Origin of the sequence: Streptomyces sp. NPDC093071, from assembly GCF_044754545.1 — a bacterium.
GTDB lineage: Bacteria > Actinomycetota > Actinomycetes > Streptomycetales > Streptomycetaceae > Streptomyces.
In genome coordinates, this window is sequence record NZ_JBIVPH010000002.1 from 788,083 (window position 1) to 809,895 (window position 21,813).

The following is a 21,813-nucleotide window of genomic DNA, read 5'->3' on the forward strand; positions in this document are numbered from 1 at the left end:
GATTGCGCGACGGCGGTTGCGCGACGGCGGTTACTTGACGGCGGCTACTTGACGGCCGTCAGGAGCGGCTCGATCTCGTCGATCGCGTAGGGGATGGAGAGGACCGTGTTGAAGGAGAAGGCGGCGCCGATGTCCGGGTCCTGGTAGGGCACGAACAGATCGCGCTTCTCCTGGTTGACCTTGAGCTTCTTGTAGAGCGGCTCGGCCTTGATGCGGTCGTTGGCCTCGGTGCTGGAGGTGACCCAGACGAGGCGGTCGGTGTCGAGCACGTTCAGCTTCTCGGCGCTGAGCTCGGCGACGTTCCAGCCCGGCTTGGCGAGGGCGTCGATCTCGGGCTTCAGCTTGAAGCCGAGCTCGGAGAAGAAGATCGCCTTGGGGTCGGTCTTGGTGAAGGCCGAGTACTTGCCGGCCTCGAAGCTGTCGGCCACGGTCAGGGTCTTGCCCGCCCACTCGGGGTGCTTGTCCCGGACGGCCTTGAAGCGCGCGTCGACGTCGGTGATCAGCTTCTCGGTCTCGGGGCCCTTGCCGAGCGCCTTGCCGATCTGGCGGGTCATGACCTGCCAGGGGGCGCCGTAGTCCGGGTGCTCCTTGGGCTGGGCGACGACCTTGGCGATCTTGGAGAGGGTGTCGTACTGCTCCTTCTTCATGCCCGAGTACTGCGCGACGATCAGGTCCGGCTTGAGGGCCGCGATCTTCTCGACGTTGTACTCGTCGCGCTCGCCGACGATCTGTGGCGGGGTCGAGCCCCACTTGTCCTTGGTCCACGGCCACTTGCCGTACGGCTTCTCCTTGAACCAGTCCACCGAGCCCACCGGCTTGACGCCCAGGGCGAGCACCGCGTCCTGGTCGGAGAGGCCGAGCGTGACGACCTTCTTCGGCTCGGCGTCGATCGTCGTGCTGCCGTACTTGTGCGCGACGGTCACCGGGAAGGCGCCGGCGGACGACGTGCTCGCGCTCGGCTCGCCCGACGGCTTGGCCCCCTCGGTCTTCTCCGTGCCGCTCCCACAGGCGGCCAGAGCGAGTGCGGCGACGGCGGCGACGGCCGCGCGCGGGACGTTTCTGGCGAACCGCGCCAGAGCGGGGCGTGTACCAGTGGACACGTGTGTTCCTTTCACGGGGACTTCACGGTGCTGCCGCGCGTCCGGCGCGGTGCGCGGCCGGCGGTGCGCGGCGGTGTGGGGGGTGGAACCAAGGGGGCCGCCCGGGGCCCGTGCGGGCGGGGTGACGGTCCGGCGGTCCGGCGGTCCGGTGCGGGACGCGCGGTCCGTCCGGCGGGCCCATGTCCGTCCGGTGGTCCGGAGTCCGTCCGGCGTTCCGCAGTCCGTCCGGTGGTCCGGAGTCCGTCCGGCGTTCCGCGGTCCGTCCGGTGGACGGGTCCTAGCGGCTCGTGCCGATTCCGCCGGCGATCGGGCGGACCGCGTCGGAGGAGTCTCCCGGTCCCCGTTCGAGGATCGACTCCAGGATCTCGCCGACCCTGATCGCGGTGTTGGAGAGCAGGGACGACGTGATGCCGTGGGTGTGCTCGGTGCCGCCCTGGAGGTAGATGCCGCAGCGCAGTTCGGGGTCGGTGGCGACGCGGTAGTCCCGCTCGACGCGGACGCGGCCGAGGTCGTCGCGGCGGCAGTGGCCCGCGACGTCGCCGAGGAGGCCGAGGCCGTCGGCCTGCCGGTAGCCGGTGGCGAAGACCACGACATCGGCGTCGAGGAAGCTGTCCTCGCCGGTGACCAGGTTGGCGACGGTGGCGCGGACGCCGTCCGGGCCCTCCTCGACGGCGGTGAGGCGGGACACGTTGATGAAGCGCAGCCGCTCGTTGCCGAGGACCTTCTCCTGGTACGCCTGCCGGTAGAGGTCGTCGATGAGGTCGATGTCCACCACGGAGTAGTTGGTGTTGCCGTGGTACTCCATCAGCTTGCGCTTGATGTCGTCGGGCGCCGTGTAGTACTCGTCGACCGCCGCGGGGTCGAAGATGCGGTTGGCGAAGCTGCTGTCGTCGGCGGGGCTGTAGCCGTAGCGCGAGAAGACGGCGCAGATCTCCGCGTCCGGGAAGCGGCGGTGGAGGTAGGCGACGTTCTCGGCGGCGCTCTGGCCGGCGCCGACGACCACGAAGCGGGCGGGGTCGGCGCCTTCGAGGCCCTCGACCTTGGCGAGCAGCTCGGAGTTGTGCCAGACGCGGTCGCCGCGCTCGACGCCCTCGGGCATGAGCGGGCGCAGGCCGGTGCCGACGACGAGGTTGCGGGCCCGGTGGACCACGGTCTCGGTGCCGGAGCGGGCCGTCACGTCCAGGTACTCGATCACGCCGTCGTGGACGACGGGCTCCACGGAGACGACCTCGTGGCCGTAGGAGACCATGTCGTCGACCTTGGCCGCCGCCCACTCGAAGTAGTCGTGGAACTCCACGCGCAGCGGGAAGAGGTTCTTGTGGTTGACGAAGTCGATCAACCGCCCCTTGCTCTGCAGGTAGCGCAGGAAGGTGTACTCGCTGCTCGGGTTCCGCAGGGTCACCAGGTCCTTGAGGAAGGAGACCTGCATGGTGGCGTCGTCGATGAGCATTCCGCGGTGCCAGCCGAAGCGGGGCTGCCGCTCGAAGAAGTGGGCGGTGACCGTGTCCTCTCTTCCGACGCTCGCGTTGTGCTCGCTGAGCGCGATCGCCATGGCCACGTTGGACGGCCCGAAGCCGATGCCTATGAGGTCGTGGATCAGCGGTGCGTCGTCAGGAAGAGCCTGAGACATGTCACTCCCATCGTGCGGGACAGCCGCCTGTCAGGCGTGCTGTCAGGCGTGGGGAACGGCGGAGTCCGGGCACGACGGCACCACGGCACCGCCAAGCCGAACTTAGGTAAAGCTAACCTGATCTGGTCGGACTGTCGACGGGACGAATCGGACACCGGCCACTCCCCACCAGTCAACTGGCCAGTAAATTCGCGTCGTTGCATCCTTAGGTTAGCCTTGCTTTACTTGCGAGCGATCCACCGCTCTCCCGAGGAGGAACTTGCCCATGCGGGTCGTCATGTTCGGCTATCAGACCTGGGGCCATCGCACCCTGCAGGCGCTCCTGGATTCCGAGCACGACGTCGTGACGGTGGTGACCCACCCGAAGAGCGAGCACGCCTACGAGAAGATCTGGAGCGACTCCGTCGCCGATCTGGCCGAGGCACACGGCGTCCCCGTGGTCATCCGCAACCGGCCCGACGACGAGGAGCTGTTCCAGCTCCTGAAGGAGGCCGACCCGGACATCATCGTCGCCAACAACTGGCGCACCTGGATCCCCCCGCGGATCTACACGCTTCCCCGACACGGCACGCTGAACGTCCACGACTCCCTCCTCCCCAAGTACGCCGGCTTCTCCCCCCTGATCTGGGCCCTCCTCAACGACGAGCCCGAAGTCGGCGTCACCGCGCACCTGATGGACGAGGTGCTCGACGCCGGTGACATCGTCCTCCAGAAGGCGGTCGCGGTCGGACCGAAGGACACGGCCACCGACCTCTTCCACAAGACCGTCGACCTCATCGCCCCGGTCACCGTCGGCGCGCTCGACCTGATCGCCTCGGGGCAGAAGGAGTTCACCCCGCAGGACCGGTCGCGGGCCACCTTCTTCCACAAGCGGGCGGAGGAGGACATCCGGATCGACTGGACCTGGCCGGCCGGAGACCTGGAGCGCCTGGTCCGCGCCCAGTCCGCGCCGTACCCCAGCGCCTTCACCTTCCACCGGGGCAAGCGCCTCGAAGTCGTCTCCGCCGTCGTCTCCGAGCAGCGCTACGGCGGCACCCCCGGGCGGATCTTCTACCGGGAGGGCGAGGGCGTGGTGATCGTCGCCGGCGCCGACGCCCGCACCGGTCGCAACCACGGCCTCGCGATCACCCGCATCCGGACCGAGGACGGCCGCGAACTACCCGCCACGGAGTACTTCACCTCGATGGGCGGCTATCTGACCCCCCGTCCCTGACCGCCCGTCCCTGACCGCCCTTCCCTGACGGCCGGTCACCCAGAACACCGGTCCGCCCCGGACGGTCCCGGGGCGGACCGGTACATTGCAGTTAAATTAGGTTAGCCTAACCTAACCGCAGCGGCCCCTACGGCAGTTCGGCCCGCCGCGCACGGCACGTGGACAGCGAGGAACAGCGATGGAGCAACCGGTCTTCTCCGGCACCGCACACGACCCGGACGGCGCGCGGTTCGCCGTCGTCGGCATATCGAACATGCCGACCGACTGGGCGCAGGTGCTCAAGGGCCTGGCGGGCGGCGACCTGACGCTCCTCACCGTCCCGCCCTCCCCCCGCACCACCGCCGTCGAGGCCGCGGTCACCACCGCGGACCGCCCGGCGGCCGGGCCGCCCTCCCTGAGCATGACGCCGCCCAGCGTGCTCGACCTCAACGCGTATCTGATGTACGCGCTCGGCAAGGCGGCCCGGCGCAGGCTCCAGGACCGGCTGACCGCACGGGGATTACGGCTCTGGCACCTCACCGTGCTCGCGCTCCTCTCCGATCTGGGCCCCCAGATGAAGACCGTCCTCGCCGCGCGGCTCGACATGAACGCCAGCGACCTGGTGCGGATCGTCAACGACCTCGTCAAGACGGGGTACGTGGACTGCGCCCGGGACCCGGAGGACCGGCGCCGGATCGTGGTGCGCCTGACCCCCGAGGGCGGCTCCGCCCTGGCCGAACTCGGCGCGGACATCGCCTCGGCGGACGACGAGGTCCTCGCCCCCCTCGACGCGGAGGAGCGCCGGCTCCTCTCCTCGCTGCTGCGCCGCGTGCACACCCATCTGGAGGCGGGAGCGAGAACGGCCGCGCGCCCCTGAGCGGGGTCGCGCGGCCGTCCCGTGTCCGGGGCCCTCGGCGGCGGCCGGGGACGAGCGGGGCCTCAGCGGCGGCTGCGGACCAACAGGTGGAGGAAGTACGGCGTGCCGATGACGGCCGTCATCAGGCCGGCGCCGAGCTGGGCCGGCGCGATCACCGTCCGGCCCACCAGGTCGGCGGCGCAGACCAGCGCCGCGCCGAGGAGCACCGCCACCGGCACCACGCGCACGTGGCGGCGGCCCACCAGGGCGCGGGCGGCGTGCGGGGCGACGAGTCCGACGAAGCCGATCGTGCCGGCGGCGGCCACGGCGGTGGCGCTGAGCAGGACGCTCAGCACCAGGAAGCCCAGGCGCCCGCGCCCGAGGTCGAGCCCGAGGAGCCGGGGGGTGTCCTCGTCGAGCGAGACGAGGTCGAGTTCCGCGCGGCGCAGGACGGCCACGACCAGACCCACCGTCAGGACCACGGCGAGGGGCACCGAGTCGGGCAGGGTCCGCCCGTAGGTGGAGCCGGAGAGCCAGGTGAGCGCCTTCGTCGCGTTGAACGGGTCGGTGAGGACGATGAGCAGGCTGATCAGCGCGGCGCTCGCGGTGGCCGTGCCGAAGCCGATCAGGACGAGCCGGTTCTGCTGGAACCCGCCGCGCGCGGCGAGGCCGAAGACCAGGACGGAGCTGACGGCGGAGCCCGCGAACGCGGCGCCGGCCACGCTCCACGAACCGGCCAGCGGCACCGTGGTGACCAGCAGGACGGCGCCGAGCGCGCCGCCGCCGGAGACGCCCAGGATGTTGGGCTCCGCGAGCGGGTTGCGGGTGACGGCCTGGACGAGCGTGCCGGCCAGGGCGAGCGCCGCGCCCGCGAGGAGCGCCGCGAGGACCCGGGGCACCCGGGTGTCGAGCACGAAGGTGACGGTGCGTCCGGCCCGGCCCTGGGCCCAGTTCACGACGTCGCCCAGGAGCAGCTTGGAGTCGCCGAGCAGCACCGCCGCGACGGCCACGCCGACGAGCACGACGACGAGCGCGCCGGTGGTGACGAGGAAGACCGTACGGCTCCTGATGCGCAGCCTGTCGACCGGTGTGGTGCCGGCGGTGTCCTTGACCCGGGCGGCCATGACGATCAGGAAGACGGCGCCGACGAGGCTGGTGACGACGCCGGTCGGCACGGCGACGGCCACGTCCGCCGGGATGACGGCGCGCAGCAGCACGTCCGAGCCGAGGACGAGGGCGGCGCCGACGAGGCCCGCGACCGGCAGGCCCGCGCGGGAGCGGTGGAGCCGCGGGGTCCGGCGCGCGAGGGCGCGGACGAGCGCGGGGGCGCACAGGCCGACGAAGCCGATCGGTCCGGCGAGCGTGACCGCGGCCGCCGAGAGGAGCGCGGTGAGGACGACGGCCGTGACGCGGGTGGAGCGGACGGGGACGCCGAGGCCGCGGGCCGCGTCGTCGCCGAGGGCCAGGGCGTCGACCCGGCGGGCGAGCAGCAGCAGTCCGGCGACGGCGGCGAGGGCGACGGGCGCCATCTGGAGGACGCCGTCGAAGCCGCTCTGCGAGATGCTGCCCTGGTTCCACTGGTAGAGGCCCTCCGTCTCCCTCGGGAAGAGCAGGAGCAGCCCCTCGGTGACGGCGGTGAGGCCGAGGGTGAGGGCGCTGCCGGCGAGGACGAGCCGGACGGTGCCCGCGCCGAGGCCGGAGAGGCCGAGGACGACGGCGGCCGCGGCCAGGCCTCCGGCGAAGGCGATCCCGGAGGTGGCGAAGAGCGGCAGCGAGACCCCGGTGACGGCGGCGATGCCGAGCGCCAGATAGGAGCCGGCGTTGACCGCGAGGGTGTCCGGCGAGGCGATGACGTTGCGGCTGACGGCCTGGAGGGCGGAGCCCGCCATGCCGAGGGCGGCGCCGACGAGGAGTCCGGCGACCGCCCGGGGCAGCCGGGAGGCGACGACGACGGACGCGTCGGCGGGGTCGGCCCGGCCGGTGAGGGCCTTCCAGACCTCGGCGCCGCCGACGGCGGCGGTGCCCTGGGTGACGTCGACGAGGGCGAGGCCCGCGACGAGGAGGACCAGTGCGGCCGTCACCGCGGCCGCGCCCCTCCGGGACGTGACCGTCTTGGGACGGGTGGAGGGTGTGGTTGCGGTGACGGCCATGGTGTTACTTCGTCAGCTCCGTGACGACGGAGTCGATGTACTTGTTCATCGACTCGGGTCCGCCGAACATCCAGATGCCGTCGGGCAGGCGGTGGACGTTGCCCTTCTTGACGAACGGCAGGGAGGTCCAGACCTTGTCCTTGGTGAGGACGCCGGTGAAGGGGTTGCTGGTGGGGTCCTCGTCGTTGCCGATGTAGGCGAAGTGCACGTCGCCGATCTTGGTGAGGCCCTCGACGTCGGTGGCGCCGAGGCCGTAGGCCGGGTCGCCCTGGACGGTCCAGGCGTTCTTCAGGCCGAGCTTCTCGCTGACGGCGCCGATGAGCGAGCCGCCGGTGTACGCCCGGAGGGAGACCTGGTTGGCGTTGAGGTAGCCGTCGGCGAAGGCGTACTTCGCGCCGGCCAGACCGGCGGCGGCGAGCTTCTTCCTGCCGTCCTCGATCTTGGCGTCGAAGTCCTTCTTCAGCTGGTCGGCCTTGGCGGTGGTGCCAGTGGCCTGCGCGATGAGGTCGAGGTTCTTCGTCATCTGCCCGATCGGGTCGGCCCCGTCGGCGGACTTGAGCTCCAGGACGGGCGCCACCTTGCGCAGCTGCTTCACGACGGCCGGCTTCAGGTCGCTGGTGGCGACGATGAGGTCGGGCGAGAGGCCGGCGACGGTCTCCACGCTGGGCTCGCCGCGGGTGCCGATGTCCTTGGCGTCGTTCTTCAGCGGGACGGCGGAGTCCCAGGCCTTGTAGCCCTTGACGTCCGCGACGCCGACGGGGTCGACGCCGAGGGAGATCAGGCTCTCGACGACGTTCCACTCGGTGCCGACGACCTTCTTGGCCGGGCCGTCGAGGACGACCTTCGTGCCGGCGGAGTCGGTGAGGGTGATGCTCTCGGCGGTCTTCTCCGCCTTCTTGTCCGCGGCGGGCTCGGTGGTGCCGCAGGCGGTCAGGGCGAGGGCCGCGGCGGTGGTGGTGGCCGCGGTGAGGAGGAGGCGTCTCATGAGGGGGTGGTGAGCCTTTCGCTTCGCGTGTGGTGCCGGCCGATGGCACGGGTGCGCAGCCGGCCGGTCAGGGGGTCGGTGTCGACTTCGATGCGGATGCCGTACGTGTCGGTCAGCCGCTCCGCCGTCAGGACGTCCTGCGGGGAGCCGTCGGCGACGGCCCGTCCGGCATGGAGGAGGACGACCCGGTCGGCGACGGCGGCCGCCTGGTCGAGGTCGTGCAGGACGGCGCCGACGGCGATGCCGTGGTCGTCCGCCAGGTCGCGGACGAGGTCCAGGAGTTCGACCTGGTAGCGCAGGTCGAGGTAGGTGGTGGGCTCGTCCAGGAGCAGGACGCCGGTCTCCTGGGCGAGGCAGCTCGCGAGCCAGACGCGCTGGAGCTGGCCGCCGGAGAGGTGCTCGGCGCCCCGGTCGGCGAACTCGGCGACGCCCGTCAGGGCGAGGGCGCGGTCCACGGCGGTGCGGCCGTCCGGGTCGGCCTTCCCCCAGCGTCCCCGGTAGGGGTAGCGGCCGAACTCGACCACGTCCCGTACGGTCAGGCCGCCGGGGGTGGGGCGTCCCTGGGTGAGCAGGGCGACGTGGCGCGAGAAGTCGCGGGGGGACAGCGCGAGGCCGTCGGTGTCCCCGTCGATGACGAGCGCGGCGGTCCGGGGCCGCTGGAGCCGCGAGATCGTCCGCAGGAGCGTCGACTTCCCGCTGCCGTTCGGGCCGACGAGGACGGTGACCTCGCCGGGCCGCAGCGTCAGCGCCGCGTCGTGGACGACGTCGACGCCCTCGTAGGCCACGGTGACTCCCGTGGCCGCCAGTTCATGGCCGCGGGGACCGCCGGCCGCGGATCTCTCTTCTCCAGCTCGCACAGCCGTAGGTTAGCCTAACCTAAGTGTTAGGCGAAACGGGGGGTTGCCTCCGCGTGAGCAAGAGGAAAATCCGCCAATCCGTCGGCCATCGGCGCCCGGCGGGTAGGGGCCGGGAGAGGACTTCCCCCTTCCGGACGGAGCGGACCGACCGTGTGCACTGCCGAGGACTATCCCGTACGGGCCGCCGCCCGGGCGCGCACCCCCGCCGGCCTCGACGCGCGGCTCGTGCGGTGCCGGGCCTGCCCGCGCCTGGTGGCGTGGCGGGAGGAGACCGCCCGCGTGGGGCGCGCCGCGTTCCGGGGCCAGGAGTACTGGGGGCGCCCGGTGCCCGGCTTCGGCCCCCCGGACGCCGCCCTGCTGATCAGCGGCCTGGCACCCGCGGCGCACGGCGGGAACAGGACGGGCCGGATGTTCACCGGCGACCGGGCCGGCGACCTGCTGTACGCGACGCTGTACGCACTCGGCCTGGCCTCGCGGGAGACGGTGACGGGCCCCGGCGACGGGCTCGAACTGTACGGGGTCAGGGTCACGGCCCCGGTGCACTGCGCCCCGCCCGACAACCGCCCCACGCCCGGCGAGCGGGACGCCTGCCGCCCCTGGCTGGTCCGCGAGGCGCGGCTGCTGCGCCCGACGCTGCGGTCCGTGGTGGTCCTGGGCGGCTTCGGCTGGCAGGCCGCGCTGCCCGCCCTGGCGGAGGCCGGCTGGGTCGTGCCCCGGCCGCGCCCGAAGTTCGGGCACGGCGTGCGGACGGTCCTGGCGCCGGCCTCCCCCGGGGACCCTCCGCTCACCGTGTTCGGCAGCTACCACGTGAGCCAGCGCAACGTGTTCACCGGCCGGCTCACCCGGGAGATGTTCCGCGAGGTCCTCGCGGAGGCCGCCCGCACGGCCGGCCTCCCCGTGGCGGAGTGACCGGCGGGGTGACCGGCGAGGCGGCCGGACCCGGGGGCCCGGGTTCAGAGGTCCTGGACCCGCCGGAAGGGCCGGTCCGCCTCCAGCTCGAACGCGAGCTCCAACAGGGTCCGTTCGGCGCCGGGGCGTCCCGCGAACATGACGCCGACGGGCAGCCCGTCCTCCGTCGCGCCCACGGGCAGGGAGAGCGACGGCGTGCCCACCACGTTGTCGATCGGCGTGAACGCGACGTACGCGAGGATCCGCTCGATCAGCGTCGGGTACGGGACGTCCGGGGCGAGGTGGCCGAGCCGGGGCGCGGGGTGGGCGAGGACCGGGGAAAGGACGAGGTCGAGGCCGCGGAAGGCCGCCGCGTACGCCTCCTTCGTGCGCTTGAGCCTCCGCAGGACGCCCGGGGTGCCCCGCCAGTTCTCCAGGTAGGTCGCGCGCAGGCCCCGGCTGAGGCCGTCCATGCGGCGGCGGTCGAAGTCGGCGCCGAGGGTGCGGCCGGTGGTGCCGAGGAGGAACGACAGGAAGCCCCAGTAGGTGAGGAAGTCGTCGGTGAAGCGGGGGTCGACGGCGATCTCCACCGGTTCCACGGTGTGGCCGAGCCGTTCGAGCCTCGCCACGGTCTCCGTGACGGCGGCCCGGGTGACGGCGTCGGAGGGGACGCCGGTCGGCGAGTCGAGGAGGAAGCCGACGCGCAGCCGGCGCTCCGAGGGGCCCTCCACCAGGCCGAGCGGCGGCAGCTTCGGGTTGCGCCAGTGCCGCTCGGCGGCCGCGAGGAAGGCGGCGGAGTCCCGTACGGAGCGGCTGACGACCCCGTCGGAGACGATGTCGAGCGGGAGTTGGCGGCCCTGGGCGCTGGGCACGACCCGGCCCCGGCTCGGCTTGAGCCCGACGAGTCCGCAGCAGGCGGCGGGGATCCGGATGGAGCCGCCGCCGTCGTTGGCGTGCGCGATCGGCACCGCTCCGGCGGCCACGAGCGCCGCGCTGCCGCCCGAGGAGCCGCCCGCCGAGTGCGCGGTGTTCCAGGGGTTGCGGACGGGCTCGGCGCCCTCGTACTCGGTGGACGGGCTGAAGCCGAACTCGGGGAGCCTGGTCTTGCCGAGGACGGTGACGCCGCTGCTGAGGAACTGCCGGGTGAAGGCCGCGTGCCGGCGGGCGGGCCCCGGCGTGAAGGCGGCGCTGCCGTGGCCGGTGGGCAGGCCCCGGTAGTCGGTGTTGTCCTTGACGAAGGTCGGCACTCCGGCGAGGAGGCCCGTTCCCGGTCCGGGCGAGGGGTGTTCGGCGTGCGCCTGGACGGCGTGGAGCCGCCCCTCCACGGCCCGTACCCGCTCGGCGGCGTCCCGGGCGGCCTCGGCGGCGCTCACCTCGCCCCGCCGGATCGCCGCCGCGAGACCGACCGCGTCGTGTTCTCCCAGGGCGTCGTCCCGGAAGGCGTGCACCGTGGTCCGTTCGTCGAAAGTCGTCACCGCTGCCCCAAGTCCCCGCGTGTGGTTGGTTGGCCGCCATCATCGCGTACCCGCGGGTAACAGGCGAGGGCCGGAAGGAATTCGAATTCCCGGCCCCCCCTGAAACAGAAATGGTTAGGTTAGGCTAAGCTAACTGAATTTCACGCGCTTGGCCCACGGCCACCGCGGCAGGGAGGGAAACAGCATGGGACTGCCGGCCATCGATTCCTACGCCATGCCCGACCGGTCGGCCCTCCCCCGCTCCAGCGCCCCCTGGCGCATCGATCCGGAGCGCGCCGCTCTGCTCGTCCACGACATGCAGAACCACTTCGTCGGACGCTTCCCGGCCCAGCAGCCGCCCGTCGTGGACCTCGTCGGCAACATCGTGGCCCTGCGCGAACTGGCCGGAGCCCTCGGCCTGCCCGTGGTCTTCAGCGCCGAACCGACCGTACGGCGCGGGCTCGCCGCCGACGTCCGGTGGCCGGAGACCGGCGACGGCCCCGGGGACACCGCGATCATCGAGCCGCTCACCCCGCGCCCCGGCGAGCACCTGCTCCCCAACGCCCGGCAGAACGCCTTCCTCCGCAGCCACCTCGGCCGGCTGCTGCGCGAGGAGAGGCGCGACCAGCTGATCATCTGCGGGGTCTACGCCCACCTCGGGGTGCTGCTGACCGCCGCCGACGCCTTCATGAACGACATACAGCCCTTCGTCGTCGCCGACGCCGTCGCCGACTACTCCGCCGAGGAGCACGAGATGGCCCTGCGCTGGGCCGCGCGCAGCGGGGTGGTCTGTACGACCGACGACCTGCTGCGCGGCCTGCTCCTCGGCAGGAACCGGCGCGACGCGTGACGCGGCCCGGCGCGTCTCCCCCGGGAGACGCGCCGGGCCCTGCCGGGGGTCAGGAGGCGGCGCGCTCCAGGACCCAGAGGCGGTGGTCCCAGCCGACGTCGGCGCGGGAGCGCACGGCGAGGCCCGCGCTCCCGGCGAGCGCCGCGATCTCCTCGGCGTCGCGCACCCCGGAGCCGAAGGCGCACTTGAGGCGCAGGTGGTGCAGGACCGCCTCCATGTCCTCGGGGTCGCCGGTCGCGACCTGCTCGACCAGGAGCAGGGTGCCGTCCTCGGCGAGCGAGGCGGCGGCCTCGGAGAGGGTGTGCACCGCGTCCTCGTCGTCCTGCCACTCCAGCTGACGCGACATCAGCAGCGTGCGCGTGCCGGCCGGTACGGCGCCGGAGCCGGCGACCAGGTCGATCCGGGGCAGCAGCTCCTCGTCGATGATCGCCTCGCGCAGCACCCGGAGCACCGAGGGCATGGCGACGATCCGCGCGCGCAGCTCCGGGAACTCCTTGACCAGGGTCTCGACCACGGTCGCGACCCCGTGGCCGGTGGCGGTCAGCTCGGTGACGGCCGACCAGTCGTGGGCGCGCAGCACGCCGGGGCCGATCCAGCGGGCCTCGTCCTCGACGGCGGCGCGGGCGGTGTCGGCGATCCGGGACTCCCGGGCCATCTCCTCGGTCAGGGTGCGCCCGGCGAGGGTGCGGTAACCGGCCTTCCCGGTGCGGACGGTGTGCAGCAGACCGGAGAGGGAGGCGTCGAACGCGGCCTCAGCGCCCTCCAGGTGGTACTCCTCCGCCGAGTGGTCGTCCTCGACCAGCTCCTCGCTGATCGGGGTGAGGCTGTAGTTGCCCTCGCCGTCGGTGGCGAGCAGCTCGATCCCCACCAGGTAGTCGAGGAGGGCCTTGAGGGTGGCGGGGTGGGCCTCGGCGCGCCGGGCCAGCTCGGCGGCGTTCCGTACGCCCCGGTCCACCAGGTCGAAGACGCCGAGGGTGACGGCGGTCCGGATGGCGTAGGGGGGCGCCAGGTCGGTGAGTTCGTGCAGGCGCTCGTGCGCGTCGTCCTCGTCCTCCTCCGTCACCACGGGGGCTTCGGGCAGCTCCTCGGCCGAGGCCGAGGCGGAGTCGGAGGCGGCGGGGACGGCGGGCGCGGTGCGGCGCCAGTAGCCCGTGATGTGCGTCTGCTCGCGCGGCACCTCGCGCTCCGTCGCGAGGTGCCGGCGAATGCCCTTGAGGGTGACGGCCTCGCCGGCGACCCAGGCGAAGACGGTGCCGGGCAGCCAGTCGGCGGCGCGGACGGCCTGCTCCAGGAGGTCGGTGGTGCCGGCCGGGGCGCCGTTCCGGGAGAGCCAGACGATCTCGGCGTCGGCCTTGGTGGGCAGCTCCTGGCGGTGGCTGTCCTCGCCGACCTCGATGAAGACGCGGGCCTTGGTGCCCTCGGGCATCTCGGCGAGCCAGCGGCCGATGGCGGGCAGGGCGGTCTCGTCGCCGACGACGAGGATCCAGTCGGCGCCCTCGGGGTGGCTGTGGGACATCTTCGGTCCGGCGATCCAGGCGCTGTCGCCGGGGACGGCGTTCTCGGCCCAGGTGGAGGCGACGCCGCCGTCGTGCCGGACGAAGTCGAAGTCGATCTCGCCCTTCTCGGGGTCGTGGCGGACCGGGGTGTAGTCCTTGGCGACGGGCCGCCCGTCCGACCAGTCGAGGCTGCTCACCTGCTGGCGGGGCAGGACGAGGCGTCCGGTCTCGTCGGCGAAGAAGAACTTGACGTGGTCGTCGAAGCCCTCGGTGCGCAGGGCGGGGAGTTCCAGGCCGTCCTTGACGAAGGCGTCGAGCTGGGGTCCGCCGAGGGTGAGGCGGCGCATCCCGGGGGTGATGTTCTCGGCGCGCAGCACGGTCAGCTCGCGCAGCACGATGGGGAAGGTGACGACCGAGCGGGGGCTGCGGGTGGGCATGGGTACTGCTCCTTCGTACGCGGCGCTGGGAGGCCTTGTAGGTCCGGACGGACCGGTGGGCCGGGCGGGCCGGCGGCGCGGTGCGCCCGGCCCACCCGGCCCGTGCGGGTGGTGAGGTGCTCCCCGGGGGGAGCGGGTGTCACTTGCCGGCGACGGCCCCGGCGAGGATCGGCGTCAGCTTCTCGACGACCCAGGGGGCGCTGAGGGCGTCCGGGTAGGCGACGGCGGAGGAGAGGGTGTTCTCCGAGGGGATGACCGCGTAGTGCTTGCCCTTGACGACCTTGAGGGACTGGAACAGCTTGTTGGTCTCCAGCTCCTTGGCGCTGAGCAGGCCGTTGTCACCGAAGGGGTACGTCATGAGGAGGACGTCGGCCTCCAGCTCGTCCAGGTTCTCCAGGCTGACGGCGTTCTTGTCGGCCTTGTAGCTCTTGGCCTTGTCCGTCTTCTTGAAGCCGAGCTGCTCGAAGACGCCCGGGTCCTGGTCCGCGTAGGACATGAAGGTGATCTGCTCGGGGTGGACGACCGCGTAGGTGTACGTCTTGCCCTTGAACTCGGGGTGCGCGGCGGCCGCGTCGGCGGTGGCCTTCTCGTTGGCCGCGATGACCTTCTCGGCCTCGGCGCTCATGCCGAGCGCCTTGGCGGCGGTCTTGAGTCGCTCCTGCCAGGTGAGGGTGTCGGAGTGCGCCTTGTCGGTGAAGGTGACGACCGGGGCGATCGGCGCGAGCTTGGCGTAGTCGGTGTCCATCGACCAGGTGTTCATGCCGAGGATGACGTCCGGGGCCTCGGCCGCGATGGCCTCGTAGTCGGTGCCGTCGGTGTCGTCGTACGTCTTGAGCTTGCCGGCGCCGAGCTTGGTGATGGCGCGCTGCTTGTACTCGGGGACGGGGCCGCCGTCCTCGGCGTCCGGGGTGATGACCGGGACGAGGCCGAGGGCGAGGGCGATGTCGGTGTCGCCGTCGGAGACGGTGGCGACCTTGAGCGGCTTCTTCTTGACCTCCGTCTTGCCCCAGGCGTTGGGGAGCGTGACCGGGAAGGCGGCCTCGGCGGCACCGGTGCTCGCGCCGCCGGACGGCTTCTCGCCGGCCTTGTCGTCCTTGCCGCCGCAGCCGGCGAGCAGGGTGGCGCACGCGGCGGCGGCGATCAGGGTACGGGCGGTGGAGCGCCGTGCGAACGGTCTGGCGAGGCGGTTCATGGTCAGTTCTCCTGCGAGTGGTGACGGCGGCCGAGCGGGAAGATCTGCGGCCTTGCGGTGTGGGGGTGGGGTACGACGACGCACGCGAGGCCGAAGACCTCGGCCACGGTCCGTTCGTCGAGGACCTCTTCGGGCGGGCCCTGCCGGATGATCCGGCCGTCGCGCATGGCGACGATCGTCGAGGCGTACAGGGCCGCCTGGTTGAGGTCGTGGGAGACGAGCACGATGGTCTTGCCCGTCTGTTCGTTCAGGTCGGCGAGGAGGTCCATGACCTCGATCTGGTGCGCGACGTCCAGGTAGGTGGTGGGTTCGTCGAGCAGCAGGGTGGGGGTGTCCTGGGCGAGGGCGAGGGCGATCCACACGCGCTGGCGCTGGCCGCCGGAGAGCTGGTCGACGGGGCGGTCGACGAGTTCGGCGGTGCCGGTGGCCTTGAGCGCCTCGGCGATGATCACGTCCTCGTGCTCGTCGCGGCGCCGGCCGAACTGGCGGTGCGGGTGGCGGCCGCGCCAGACCAGGTCCCCGACGGTGATGCTCTCGGGGGCGACCGGGGACTGCGGCAGGACGCCGAGCCTGCGCGCCACCTCGCGGGTGGGCAGGCGGTGGATGTCGGCGCCTTCGAGGAGGACCGATCCGGCGGCCAGGGGCAGCAGTCGGGCGATGGACTTGAGGAGGGTGGACTTGCCGCAGGCGTTGGGGCCGACGAGGGCGGTGATCCGGCCTTTCTCGATCCGCAGGGACAGGTCCTCGATGACGGGCGTCTTTCCGTACCCGGCGCTGATGCCGCGGGCTTCGAGCTGGTGGGGCGCGGTGGCCTCGGGGCTCTCGGTCTGCGGGGTCACGGTGTGTGTCACGAGGCTCCCTGCCTGCGTCGAAGGATCAGCCAGACGAAGTAGGGGGCGCCGAGCAGGGCGGTGAGGACGCCGGTGGGCACCGGGCTGATCAGGGGTGCGTGCTGGGCGAGGACGTCGGCGCCGAGCACGATGACGGCGCCGATGCCCGGGGCGAGGAGGGTGGAGCGTTCGGTGCCCACCAGGCGTACGGCGATGGGTCCGCTGACCAGGGAGACGAAGCCGATGGGGCCGACGACGCTGGTGGCGAGGGCCGCGGCGGCGGCGCCGAGGAGCAGGACGCCGACGCGGGAGGCGGTCACCCGGGTGCCGAGGCCGGAGGCGAAGTCGTCGCCCAGGGTGAGGGTGGCGAGGGGGCGGCCGATGAAGAGCGCGGCGAGCGCGCAGGCGCCGAAGCCGACGGCGAGGGTGGTGACGCCGTCCCAGTCGGCGGCGCTGGTGCTGCCGACCGTCCAGCGCATGGCGATGGCGATGGTCTGCTGGTTCGCCACGGTGAACAGGTAGTTGGTATAGGCGGTGCAGACCGCGCTGAGGCCGATGCCGACGAGGACCAGGCGGTACGTGTCGATCCCGCCGCGCCAGCTGAGCGCCTGGACGGCGGCGACGAGGACGAACGAGCCGATGACGGCGGCGACCGGGACGCCGAGGGTGAAGGCGGCGGGCGCGTAGAGCAGCGCGGTCGCGGCTCCGGCGCCGGCTCCGGCGGAGATGCCGACGATGTCGGGGGTGGCGAGCGGGTTGCGGATCAGCCGCTGGTAGAGCGATCCGGCGAGGCCGAAGAGGGCTCCGGAGAGGAGCGCGGAGAGCGCCCTCGGCATCCGCAGCTGGAAGATCATGTAGTCGGCGAGGCCGTCCCTCATGCCGAGGGCGGCGGGGAGGACGTCGGCGGGGTCGAGCCGGCCGATGCCGCCGAGCAGCACGGAGGCGGCGGTGAGGCCGAGCAGCGCGACGGTGAGCACGGCGGCGGTCACGGCGGCGCGGCGGTTGCGGGCGCGGCGGTCGGAGCGCAGGTGCGCGACGACGGCGGGCGTGGTCGGGGAGTCCGGTCGCGGGGACCGGGTGTCGAGAGCGGTCATCACATCCGCACCAGGTCGCGGCGGCGGGCCAGCCAGACGAAGAAGGGGGTGCCGACGATGGCCGTCATGAGGCCCACCTGGACCTCGCCGTGGTCGAGGACCAGCCGGCCGGCCGTGTCGGCGCCGGTGAGCAGGACGGCGCCGACGGCCATGGAGATCGGCAGGGACCAACGGTGGTCCGGTCCGACGAGGAGCCGGGCGCAGTGCGCGGCGACCAGTCCGACGAAGGCCACGGGGCCGACGGCGGCGGTGGCGGCGGCGCAGAGCAGGACGGCGACGGCCGCGGCGGTGAGGCGGGCCCGTTCGACCCGGACGCCGAGGGCGCGGGCGGTCTCGTCGCCGAGGCCGAGGATGTTGAGGGTGCGGCCCAGCGGCAGGGCGAGGAGCAGGCCCACGATCACGAAGGGCATGACCTGGCTCAGGACTTCGGCGCGGCCGGTGAGCTGGCCGACCGACCAGAAGCGGAGATGGGCGAAGGCCTCCTTGTCGCGGACAACGAGGAGGGTGATGAGGGAGGACATCACGGCCGCGAGGGCGACGCCGGCGAGGACGAGTCCGACGGCCGAGCTTCCGGCGTCGGTGCGGGTCCCGATGAGGTAGACGAGGGCGGCGGCCACGGAGGAGCCGAGGAGGGCGAGCCAGAAGTAGCCGCCGGCGTCGGTGACGCCGAGGAACATGATGCCGAAGACGACGAACATCGAGGCGCCCTGTTCGACGCCGAGGATGCCCGGGTCCGCGAGGGGGTTGGCGGTGAGTGCCTGCATGATCAGACCGGAGGCGCCGAGCGCCGCGCCCACCGCGAGGCCGAGGAAGGTCCGCGGGATGCGTTCGGTCCACAGGACGTGGGTGTTGAACGCCTGGTCCCCCGGGTTGAGCAGGATGCGGACGACCTCCAGGGGCGAGATGTCCCGGGCTCCGAGCCCGATGCCCGCGACGAGGGTCACGAGCACCGCCACGACGGCGAGCACGGCGACGGCCGTGCCCCGGGAGACCCGGGTGCGGACCTGCGGGGCGCCCCGACTCCCTTCCGGCGGCGGGGCTTTCACCACCGGCGTGGGCGGTTGTGTCATCTGTTGTCCTTGTTCTCACGGCTCGTACGGCGACTTAGGTTACCCTTGCCTAACCTTCGGGGATACAACCCGGAGGCCGACCGATCACATCGAGGGGCCGGGGTGCGTCCGGCCCGGGACCACGGGGGTGGCCTGCATGGCCGACGGCACGGCACGGGTGGCGGACGAGGACGCCATCACGGCGACGGGGCACTCCACGCACGTGCACGACTTCCACCAGTTCCTGTACGCCCCCCTGGGCCGGATCACGGTCACCACGCCGGAGGGCGCGCACGAACTCACCGGCCCCCTGGGCCTGTGGCTCCCGGCCGGGACCCCGCACAGCGCCCGCTTCGACCCCGAGTCCCTGGTCCTCACGGAGTCGTTCGACCCGGCCGCGCACCGGCTCCCGCACGCCCGGACCACCGCGATCCGGATCGACGACGCGACCCGGCGGCACCTGCTCGCCCGGACCCGCGGACCGGGGTCGCAGGCCGACGACGCGGCGGTGTTCGCCGCACTGACCTGCGTCCGGACCCGCCGGGAGGTACGGCTTCCGCTCCCGCGCCCGACCAGCGAGGCCGCCCTCGCCGTCGCCGGCACCCTGCTCCGCAAGCCCGACGACCAGCGCACCGCGACGGAGTGGGCCGAGAGCCTCTACGTCAGCTCGACCAGCCTGCGGCGAGCCTTCCGCGCCGAGACCGGGCTGCCCTTCTCCGAGTGGCGGACCCGGGCGCGCCTCAACCACTCGCTGGAACTCCTGAACCAGGGGCACCAGGTCGGCTCGGTCGCCGCCAAGGTCGGGTTCACGAGCACGAACGGCTACATACTGGCGTTCCGGCGACACTTCGGGCGCACCCCGGGCGCCTGGACCAAGGAGTGCGCGGACCGCCCGACGGGGTGAGGCGGGGCGGATCCGGACGCCTCCGCCGCACCGGGCGGGGCCCCGGGGAGTGACTTGACAGTCACAGACCTCTAGGCGATTTTAGGTAAGCCTTACCTAAACGCCCGCTTCCCGGGCGCCCCACCGACCCGAACCAACGGCCCCTCGCGCTCCGCCCCACCGGGCGACCGCACGCGGGGCCGCACCGGCGCGAGGAGAGACCCCATGACCGCGACCAACCCCTTCGAGGACGACGACGCCCGCTACTTCGTGCTCGTCAACGCCGAGAACCAGCACTCCCTCTGGCCCGCCTTCGCCGAGGTGCCGGACGGCTGGACCGTGGTGCACGGCGAGGACTCCCGGCAGGGCTGCGCCGCGTACACCGAGGAGCACTGGACGGACCTGCGTCCGGCGAGCCTCGCCGCCCGCTCCTGACGCCGCCGCGTCCCGGCCGGTCCTCCCGGCCGGGAAGGGCCCGGCCGCGTCACCCGAGGGCGCGGACCAGGATCCGGGAACCGCGCGCGGGGTCGAGCGAGGCACGCCACACGGGCGGCGCCTCCTCGTCGCCGCCGGGGGTGAACCCGTACCGCAGGAAGAGCAGTCCGCTGCCGGTGGTCGCGGTGAACACCCGGGTCGCGCCCCGCGCGGCGGCCTCCCCGAGGGCGGCGTCGAGGAGCGCGGAGCCGATGCCCCGCCCCTGGCGTCCGGGCGCCACGCAGAAGTTGTAGAGCACGGCCGCCGGGCCGCCCCGCGCGTCGGTGCGGGCACGGAGGCCCACGCATCCCGCCAGGTCTTCGCGCCCGGCTTCCACGACCAGGAAGTCCGGGGCCGCGAGCGCCAGTTCGGCGGCCGTCCGGTCGCGCAGGGACCCCTCGCGCACGAACGGCCGGGACAGCCGGCGGACGGCTTCGACGTCGCCGCTCCCGGCGGTCCGGACGACGGCGACGGGGGCCGGCGGAAGCTCCGGGCAGGGCAGGGCTGTGCTCAACGTCTTCTCGCTCTCTGGTCACTGACATTTCAACAGACCGTGGTGGCGGCACCCGCCTGTTTGACTCCACGATAGTGATTTAGGTAAGCCTTACCTAACCAAGCTTGATCCATCGGACCGGAAGAGGACCCAGACCATGGCCGACGCGGCCGGACAGCAGACCTTCGCCCTGGAGCGGCTCGTGCGCGACGTCGCCGACGTGCTCTACGTCGAGGCCGAGGAGGTCGACCCGGACGAGAGCCTGCTCGACCAGGGCCTCGACTCGATCCGGCTGATGGCCCTGGTCGAGACCTGGCGGGCCGACGGCGCCGAGGTCGGCTTCGTCGAGCTCGCCGAGCGTCCCACCCTCCGCGACTGGGCCGCCCTCCTCGGACAGCCGGCGGGAGCGTCCCGTGCGCGCCAGTGACCTCCTCATCGACATCGGCCCGCTGCGGACCAGCCGGGACTTCCGGGCGATCTTCATCGCCCGGATCGTGTCCCTCTTCGGCCTCGGCATGGCGATGGTGGCCCTCTCCAAGCAGGTCTACACCCTGACGGGTTCCAGCTTCGGCGTCGCCGTCTCCAGCATGATCATGAGCGTCACCGTCCTGGCGGGCTCCCTCTGGGGCGGCTGGGCGGCCGACCGCATGGACCGGCGGAAGCTGATCCTGTGGGCCCGCGCCTCCGCCGCCCTCGCCTTCGCCGGCCTGGCGGTCAACGCCTTCACGCCCGAACCTCAGCTGTGGGCGATCTACCTGTGCGTCGCCTGGGACGGGCTCGCCACCGGGGTGAGCGTCACCGCCCTGATGGCCGTCGCCCCCACCCTGGTCCGCCCCGACCAGCTCCCCGCCGCCGGCGCCCTGATCTCCCTGACCGGCGAGATCGGCTCGGTCGCCGCCCCCTTCCTCGGCGGTGTGCTGCTCGCCCTGGCGGGCCCCGCCCCGGTCTTCGCCTTCACCGCCGCCACCACCGCCGTCACCACCCTGCTGCTCCTCAGACTGCGGCCGCTGCCGCCGGTCCGGGACGACGAGGACGACGACACCGAGGACTCGGGCTCGCCGCTCACGGCCTTCCGGTACGCGGTGCGCAACCGCGTCGTCGGCGGTCTGCTCGCCCTCGGCGGGGTCAACGCGGTGTTCAACATGCCGGTGGTCCTCTTCCCCGAGATGATCGACAAGCGGTTCGGCGGCGGCGACGTCATGCTCGGCCTGCTCTACACCGCCCCGGCCATCGGCGCCATCGCCGTCTCCGCCACCAGCGGCTGGCTCACGCGCGCCGCCCGCCCCGGACGCCTGCTGCTCACCGCCGCGTTCGTCGGCGGCCTGGCCATCGTCGGCTTCGGCCTCAGCGGCAGCGTCGTCGTCGCCTTCGTGATGCTGGCCGTGGGCGGCGCCGCCGGCACGGTGTACGAGATCCTCGAGTACGCCCTCGTCCAGCACAACACCCCGGACCGGCTGCGCGGCCGCATGGTCAGCGTCCTCACCGCCCAGGGCACCACCGGCGGCGTCGTCGGAGACGGCGAAGTCGCCCTGGTGGCCAAGTGGTTCAGCCCGGCGGGCGCCGCCTTCGTGAACGGCGTGGTGTGCGCGGCGGCCGCCGTGGTCGTGGCCGTCGCCGTCCCCGGGCTGCGCAAGGCGACCCTCCCCCGGGAGGAGCCCGAGGACGACGAGCCGCCCGCCGGCGACCTCGTCGCGGTGACGCCCGCCGGCACGGGCCTCACCACCGGCAAGCCGCTCACCGCCGAGGACCTTCCCCCGGCCGGCGGCTGACACCGACCGGGCGGGGCGCCGCCGCTGCCACCGGCCCGGCACCGGCCGGCGCCCCGCCCCTCCCCCTTCACCCCCCTCCGTCCCGTCCCGCCGCCGGCCCCGAGCCGCCGCGGGTGACCCCTGGAGCAAGATCC

At 72.9% G+C, this 21,813-nt stretch carries 20 protein-coding genes; 8 read left to right on the plus strand and 12 right to left on the minus strand.

Translation table 11 applies throughout. The features are described 5' to 3' along the window. Positions 1 to 44 precede the first annotated feature (44 nt). Both ACIQD7_RS09220 and ACIQD7_RS09225 read right to left on the minus strand, forming a co-directional pair. A complete protein-coding gene (locus tag ACIQD7_RS09220; RefSeq protein ID WP_402440919.1) occupies positions 45 to 1,100 on the minus strand; it encodes an iron-siderophore ABC transporter substrate-binding protein in 1,056 nt (351 codons plus the stop codon). A gap of 277 nt (positions 1,101 to 1,377) precedes the next feature. Continuing rightward, entirely contained in the window at positions 1,378 to 2,730 is a 1,353-nt protein-coding gene (locus tag ACIQD7_RS09225; protein ID WP_402440921.1) for a lysine N(6)-hydroxylase/L-ornithine N(5)-oxygenase family protein, read from the minus strand. 265 nt (positions 2,731 to 2,995) lie between these two features. On the opposite strand from ACIQD7_RS09225, the gene ACIQD7_RS09230 reads away from it, so the two are divergent. Together ACIQD7_RS09230 and ACIQD7_RS09235 are read left to right on the plus strand one after the other, a co-directional pair. Further along, entirely contained in the window at positions 2,996 to 3,943 is a 948-nt protein-coding gene (locus ACIQD7_RS09230) for a methionyl-tRNA formyltransferase (RefSeq protein ID WP_402440923.1), read from the plus strand. Between the two features lie 178 nt (positions 3,944 to 4,121). Beyond that, positions 4,122 to 4,799: a MarR family transcriptional regulator gene (locus tag ACIQD7_RS09235; protein WP_402440925.1), complete on the plus strand. Its 678-nt coding sequence runs from the start codon at positions 4,122 to 4,124 to the stop codon at positions 4,797 to 4,799. A 62-nt stretch (positions 4,800 to 4,861) separates the two neighbouring features. On the opposite strand, the gene ACIQD7_RS09240 is transcribed toward ACIQD7_RS09235, so the two are convergent. The 3 genes from ACIQD7_RS09240 to ACIQD7_RS09250 are packed head-to-tail and all read right to left on the minus strand — an operon-like array spanning position 4,862 to position 8,770. Beyond that, positions 4,862 to 6,928 carry an iron ABC transporter permease gene (locus ACIQD7_RS09240; protein WP_402440927.1) on the minus strand — a complete coding sequence of 689 codons (2,067 nt, stop codon included), beginning with the start codon at positions 6,926 to 6,928 and terminating at the stop codon, positions 4,862 to 4,864. A gap of 4 nt (positions 6,929 to 6,932) precedes the next feature. Further along, positions 6,933 to 7,913, minus strand: coding sequence for an iron-siderophore ABC transporter substrate-binding protein (locus ACIQD7_RS09245; protein ID WP_402440929.1), 981 nt, complete (start codon positions 7,911 to 7,913; stop codon positions 6,933 to 6,935). After that, on the minus strand, positions 7,910 to 8,770 hold the full coding sequence (locus ACIQD7_RS09250; RefSeq protein WP_402440931.1) for an ABC transporter ATP-binding protein: 861 nt from the start codon (positions 8,768 to 8,770) through the stop codon (positions 7,910 to 7,912). The genes ACIQD7_RS09245 and ACIQD7_RS09250 overlap by 4 nt, the downstream gene beginning before the upstream one ends. Positions 8,771 to 8,920: 150 nt before the next feature. Here ACIQD7_RS09250 and ACIQD7_RS09255 point away from each other — a divergent pair, with 150 nt between their 5' ends. Further along, positions 8,921 to 9,679 carry a uracil-DNA glycosylase gene (locus ACIQD7_RS09255; protein WP_401502208.1) on the plus strand — a complete coding sequence of 253 codons (759 nt, stop codon included), beginning with the start codon at positions 8,921 to 8,923 and terminating at the stop codon, positions 9,677 to 9,679. A 44-nt stretch (positions 9,680 to 9,723) separates the two neighbouring features. On the opposite strand, the gene ACIQD7_RS09260 is transcribed toward ACIQD7_RS09255, so the two are convergent. Beyond that, positions 9,724 to 11,133 (minus strand): amidase, encoded by a 1,410-nt coding sequence (locus ACIQD7_RS09260; RefSeq protein ID WP_390755874.1) that lies wholly within the window; start codon positions 11,131 to 11,133, stop codon positions 9,724 to 9,726. Positions 11,134 to 11,317: 184 nt separating this feature from the next. Here ACIQD7_RS09260 and ACIQD7_RS09265 point away from each other — a divergent pair, with 184 nt between their 5' ends. Then, on the plus strand, positions 11,318 to 11,962 hold the full coding sequence (locus ACIQD7_RS09265; RefSeq protein ID WP_402440933.1) for an isochorismatase family protein: 645 nt from the start codon (positions 11,318 to 11,320) through the stop codon (positions 11,960 to 11,962). Positions 11,963 to 12,011: 49 nt separating this feature from the next. On the opposite strand, the gene ACIQD7_RS09270 is transcribed toward ACIQD7_RS09265, so the two are convergent. The 5 genes from ACIQD7_RS09270 to ACIQD7_RS09290 all read right to left on the minus strand — a co-directional run bounded on the left by ACIQD7_RS09270 (position 12,012) and on the right by ACIQD7_RS09290 (position 18,081). Further along, entirely contained in the window at positions 12,012 to 13,895 is a 1,884-nt protein-coding gene (locus tag ACIQD7_RS09270; protein WP_402440935.1) for an SIP domain-containing protein, read from the minus strand. Between the two features lie 139 nt (positions 13,896 to 14,034). Next, positions 14,035 to 15,087, minus strand: coding sequence for an ABC transporter substrate-binding protein (locus ACIQD7_RS09275; protein ID WP_402440937.1), 1,053 nt, complete (start codon positions 15,085 to 15,087; stop codon positions 14,035 to 14,037). Positions 15,088 to 15,089: 2 nt separating this feature from the next. Beyond that, positions 15,090 to 15,938, minus strand: a complete 849-nt coding sequence (locus tag ACIQD7_RS09280) for an ABC transporter ATP-binding protein (RefSeq protein ID WP_343308553.1) — start codon at positions 15,936 to 15,938, stop codon at positions 15,090 to 15,092. Then, complete coding sequence (locus ACIQD7_RS09285; protein WP_402440940.1) at positions 15,935 to 17,011, minus strand: FecCD family ABC transporter permease; 1,077 nt, start codon at positions 17,009 to 17,011, stop codon at positions 15,935 to 15,937. The genes ACIQD7_RS09280 and ACIQD7_RS09285 overlap by 4 nt, the downstream gene beginning before the upstream one ends. Next, positions 17,011 to 18,081, minus strand: coding sequence for a FecCD family ABC transporter permease (locus ACIQD7_RS09290; protein ID WP_402440942.1), 1,071 nt, complete (start codon positions 18,079 to 18,081; stop codon positions 17,011 to 17,013). Before ACIQD7_RS09290 ends, ACIQD7_RS09285 begins: the two co-directional genes overlap by 1 nt. A 136-nt stretch (positions 18,082 to 18,217) precedes the next feature. Between ACIQD7_RS09290 and ACIQD7_RS09295 the strand changes: the two genes are divergently transcribed. Together ACIQD7_RS09295 and ACIQD7_RS09300 are read left to right on the plus strand one after the other, a co-directional pair. Then, positions 18,218 to 18,964, plus strand: coding sequence for an AraC family transcriptional regulator (locus ACIQD7_RS09295; protein ID WP_402440944.1), 747 nt, complete (start codon positions 18,218 to 18,220; stop codon positions 18,962 to 18,964). Between the two features lie 204 nt (positions 18,965 to 19,168). After that, positions 19,169 to 19,378 (plus strand): MbtH family protein, encoded by a 210-nt coding sequence (locus ACIQD7_RS09300; RefSeq protein WP_121830477.1) that lies wholly within the window; start codon positions 19,169 to 19,171, stop codon positions 19,376 to 19,378. Positions 19,379 to 19,427: 49 nt separating this feature from the next. Here ACIQD7_RS09300 and ACIQD7_RS09305 read toward each other — a convergent pair whose 3' ends face one another. Continuing rightward, complete coding sequence (locus ACIQD7_RS09305; RefSeq protein WP_402440946.1) at positions 19,428 to 19,931, minus strand: GNAT family N-acetyltransferase; 504 nt, start codon at positions 19,929 to 19,931, stop codon at positions 19,428 to 19,430. A gap of 136 nt (positions 19,932 to 20,067) precedes the next feature. Between ACIQD7_RS09305 and ACIQD7_RS09310 the strand changes: the two genes are divergently transcribed. Next, positions 20,068 to 20,337, plus strand: coding sequence for a phosphopantetheine-binding protein (locus ACIQD7_RS09310; RefSeq protein WP_402440948.1), 270 nt, complete (start codon positions 20,068 to 20,070; stop codon positions 20,335 to 20,337). After that, the gene (entS, locus tag ACIQD7_RS09315) at positions 20,324 to 21,679 is read left to right on the plus strand and encodes an enterobactin transporter EntS (RefSeq protein ID WP_402440950.1); all 1,356 of its coding nucleotides are present in this window, start codon (positions 20,324 to 20,326) and stop codon (positions 21,677 to 21,679) included. The genes ACIQD7_RS09310 and entS overlap by 14 nt, the downstream gene beginning before the upstream one ends. The last annotated feature ends 134 nt before the right edge of the window (positions 21,680 to 21,813 follow it).

Coding starts and splice junctions, on each gene's coding strand:
- ACIQD7_RS09225 (WP_402440921.1), bottom strand. CDS start 2,730: ATGTCTCAGGCTCTTCCTGACGACGCACCGCTGATCCACGACCTCATA.
- ACIQD7_RS09230 (WP_402440923.1), top strand. CDS start 2,996: ATGCGGGTCGTCATGTTCGGCTATCAGACCTGGGGCCATCGCACCCTG.
- ACIQD7_RS09235 (WP_402440925.1), top strand. CDS start 4,122: ATGGAGCAACCGGTCTTCTCCGGCACCGCACACGACCCGGACGGCGCG.
- ACIQD7_RS09240 (WP_402440927.1), bottom strand. CDS start 6,928: ATGGCCGTCACCGCAACCACACCCTCCACCCGTCCCAAGACGGTCACG.
- ACIQD7_RS09245 (WP_402440929.1), bottom strand. CDS start 7,913: ATGAGACGCCTCCTCCTCACCGCGGCCACCACCACCGCCGCGGCCCTC.
- ACIQD7_RS09265 (WP_402440933.1), top strand. CDS start 11,318: ATGGGACTGCCGGCCATCGATTCCTACGCCATGCCCGACCGGTCGGCC.
- ACIQD7_RS09270 (WP_402440935.1), bottom strand. CDS start 13,895: ATGCCCACCCGCAGCCCCCGCTCGGTCGTCACCTTCCCCATCGTGCTG.
- ACIQD7_RS09275 (WP_402440937.1), bottom strand. CDS start 15,087: ATGAACCGCCTCGCCAGACCGTTCGCACGGCGCTCCACCGCCCGTACC.
- ACIQD7_RS09285 (WP_402440940.1), bottom strand. CDS start 17,011: ATGACCGCTCTCGACACCCGGTCCCCGCGACCGGACTCCCCGACCACG.
- ACIQD7_RS09290 (WP_402440942.1), bottom strand. CDS start 18,081: ATGACACAACCGCCCACGCCGGTGGTGAAAGCCCCGCCGCCGGAAGGG.
- ACIQD7_RS09295 (WP_402440944.1), top strand. CDS start 18,218: ATGGCCGACGGCACGGCACGGGTGGCGGACGAGGACGCCATCACGGCG.
- ACIQD7_RS09300 (WP_121830477.1), top strand. CDS start 19,169: ATGACCGCGACCAACCCCTTCGAGGACGACGACGCCCGCTACTTCGTG.
- ACIQD7_RS09310 (WP_402440948.1), top strand. CDS start 20,068: ATGGCCGACGCGGCCGGACAGCAGACCTTCGCCCTGGAGCGGCTCGTG.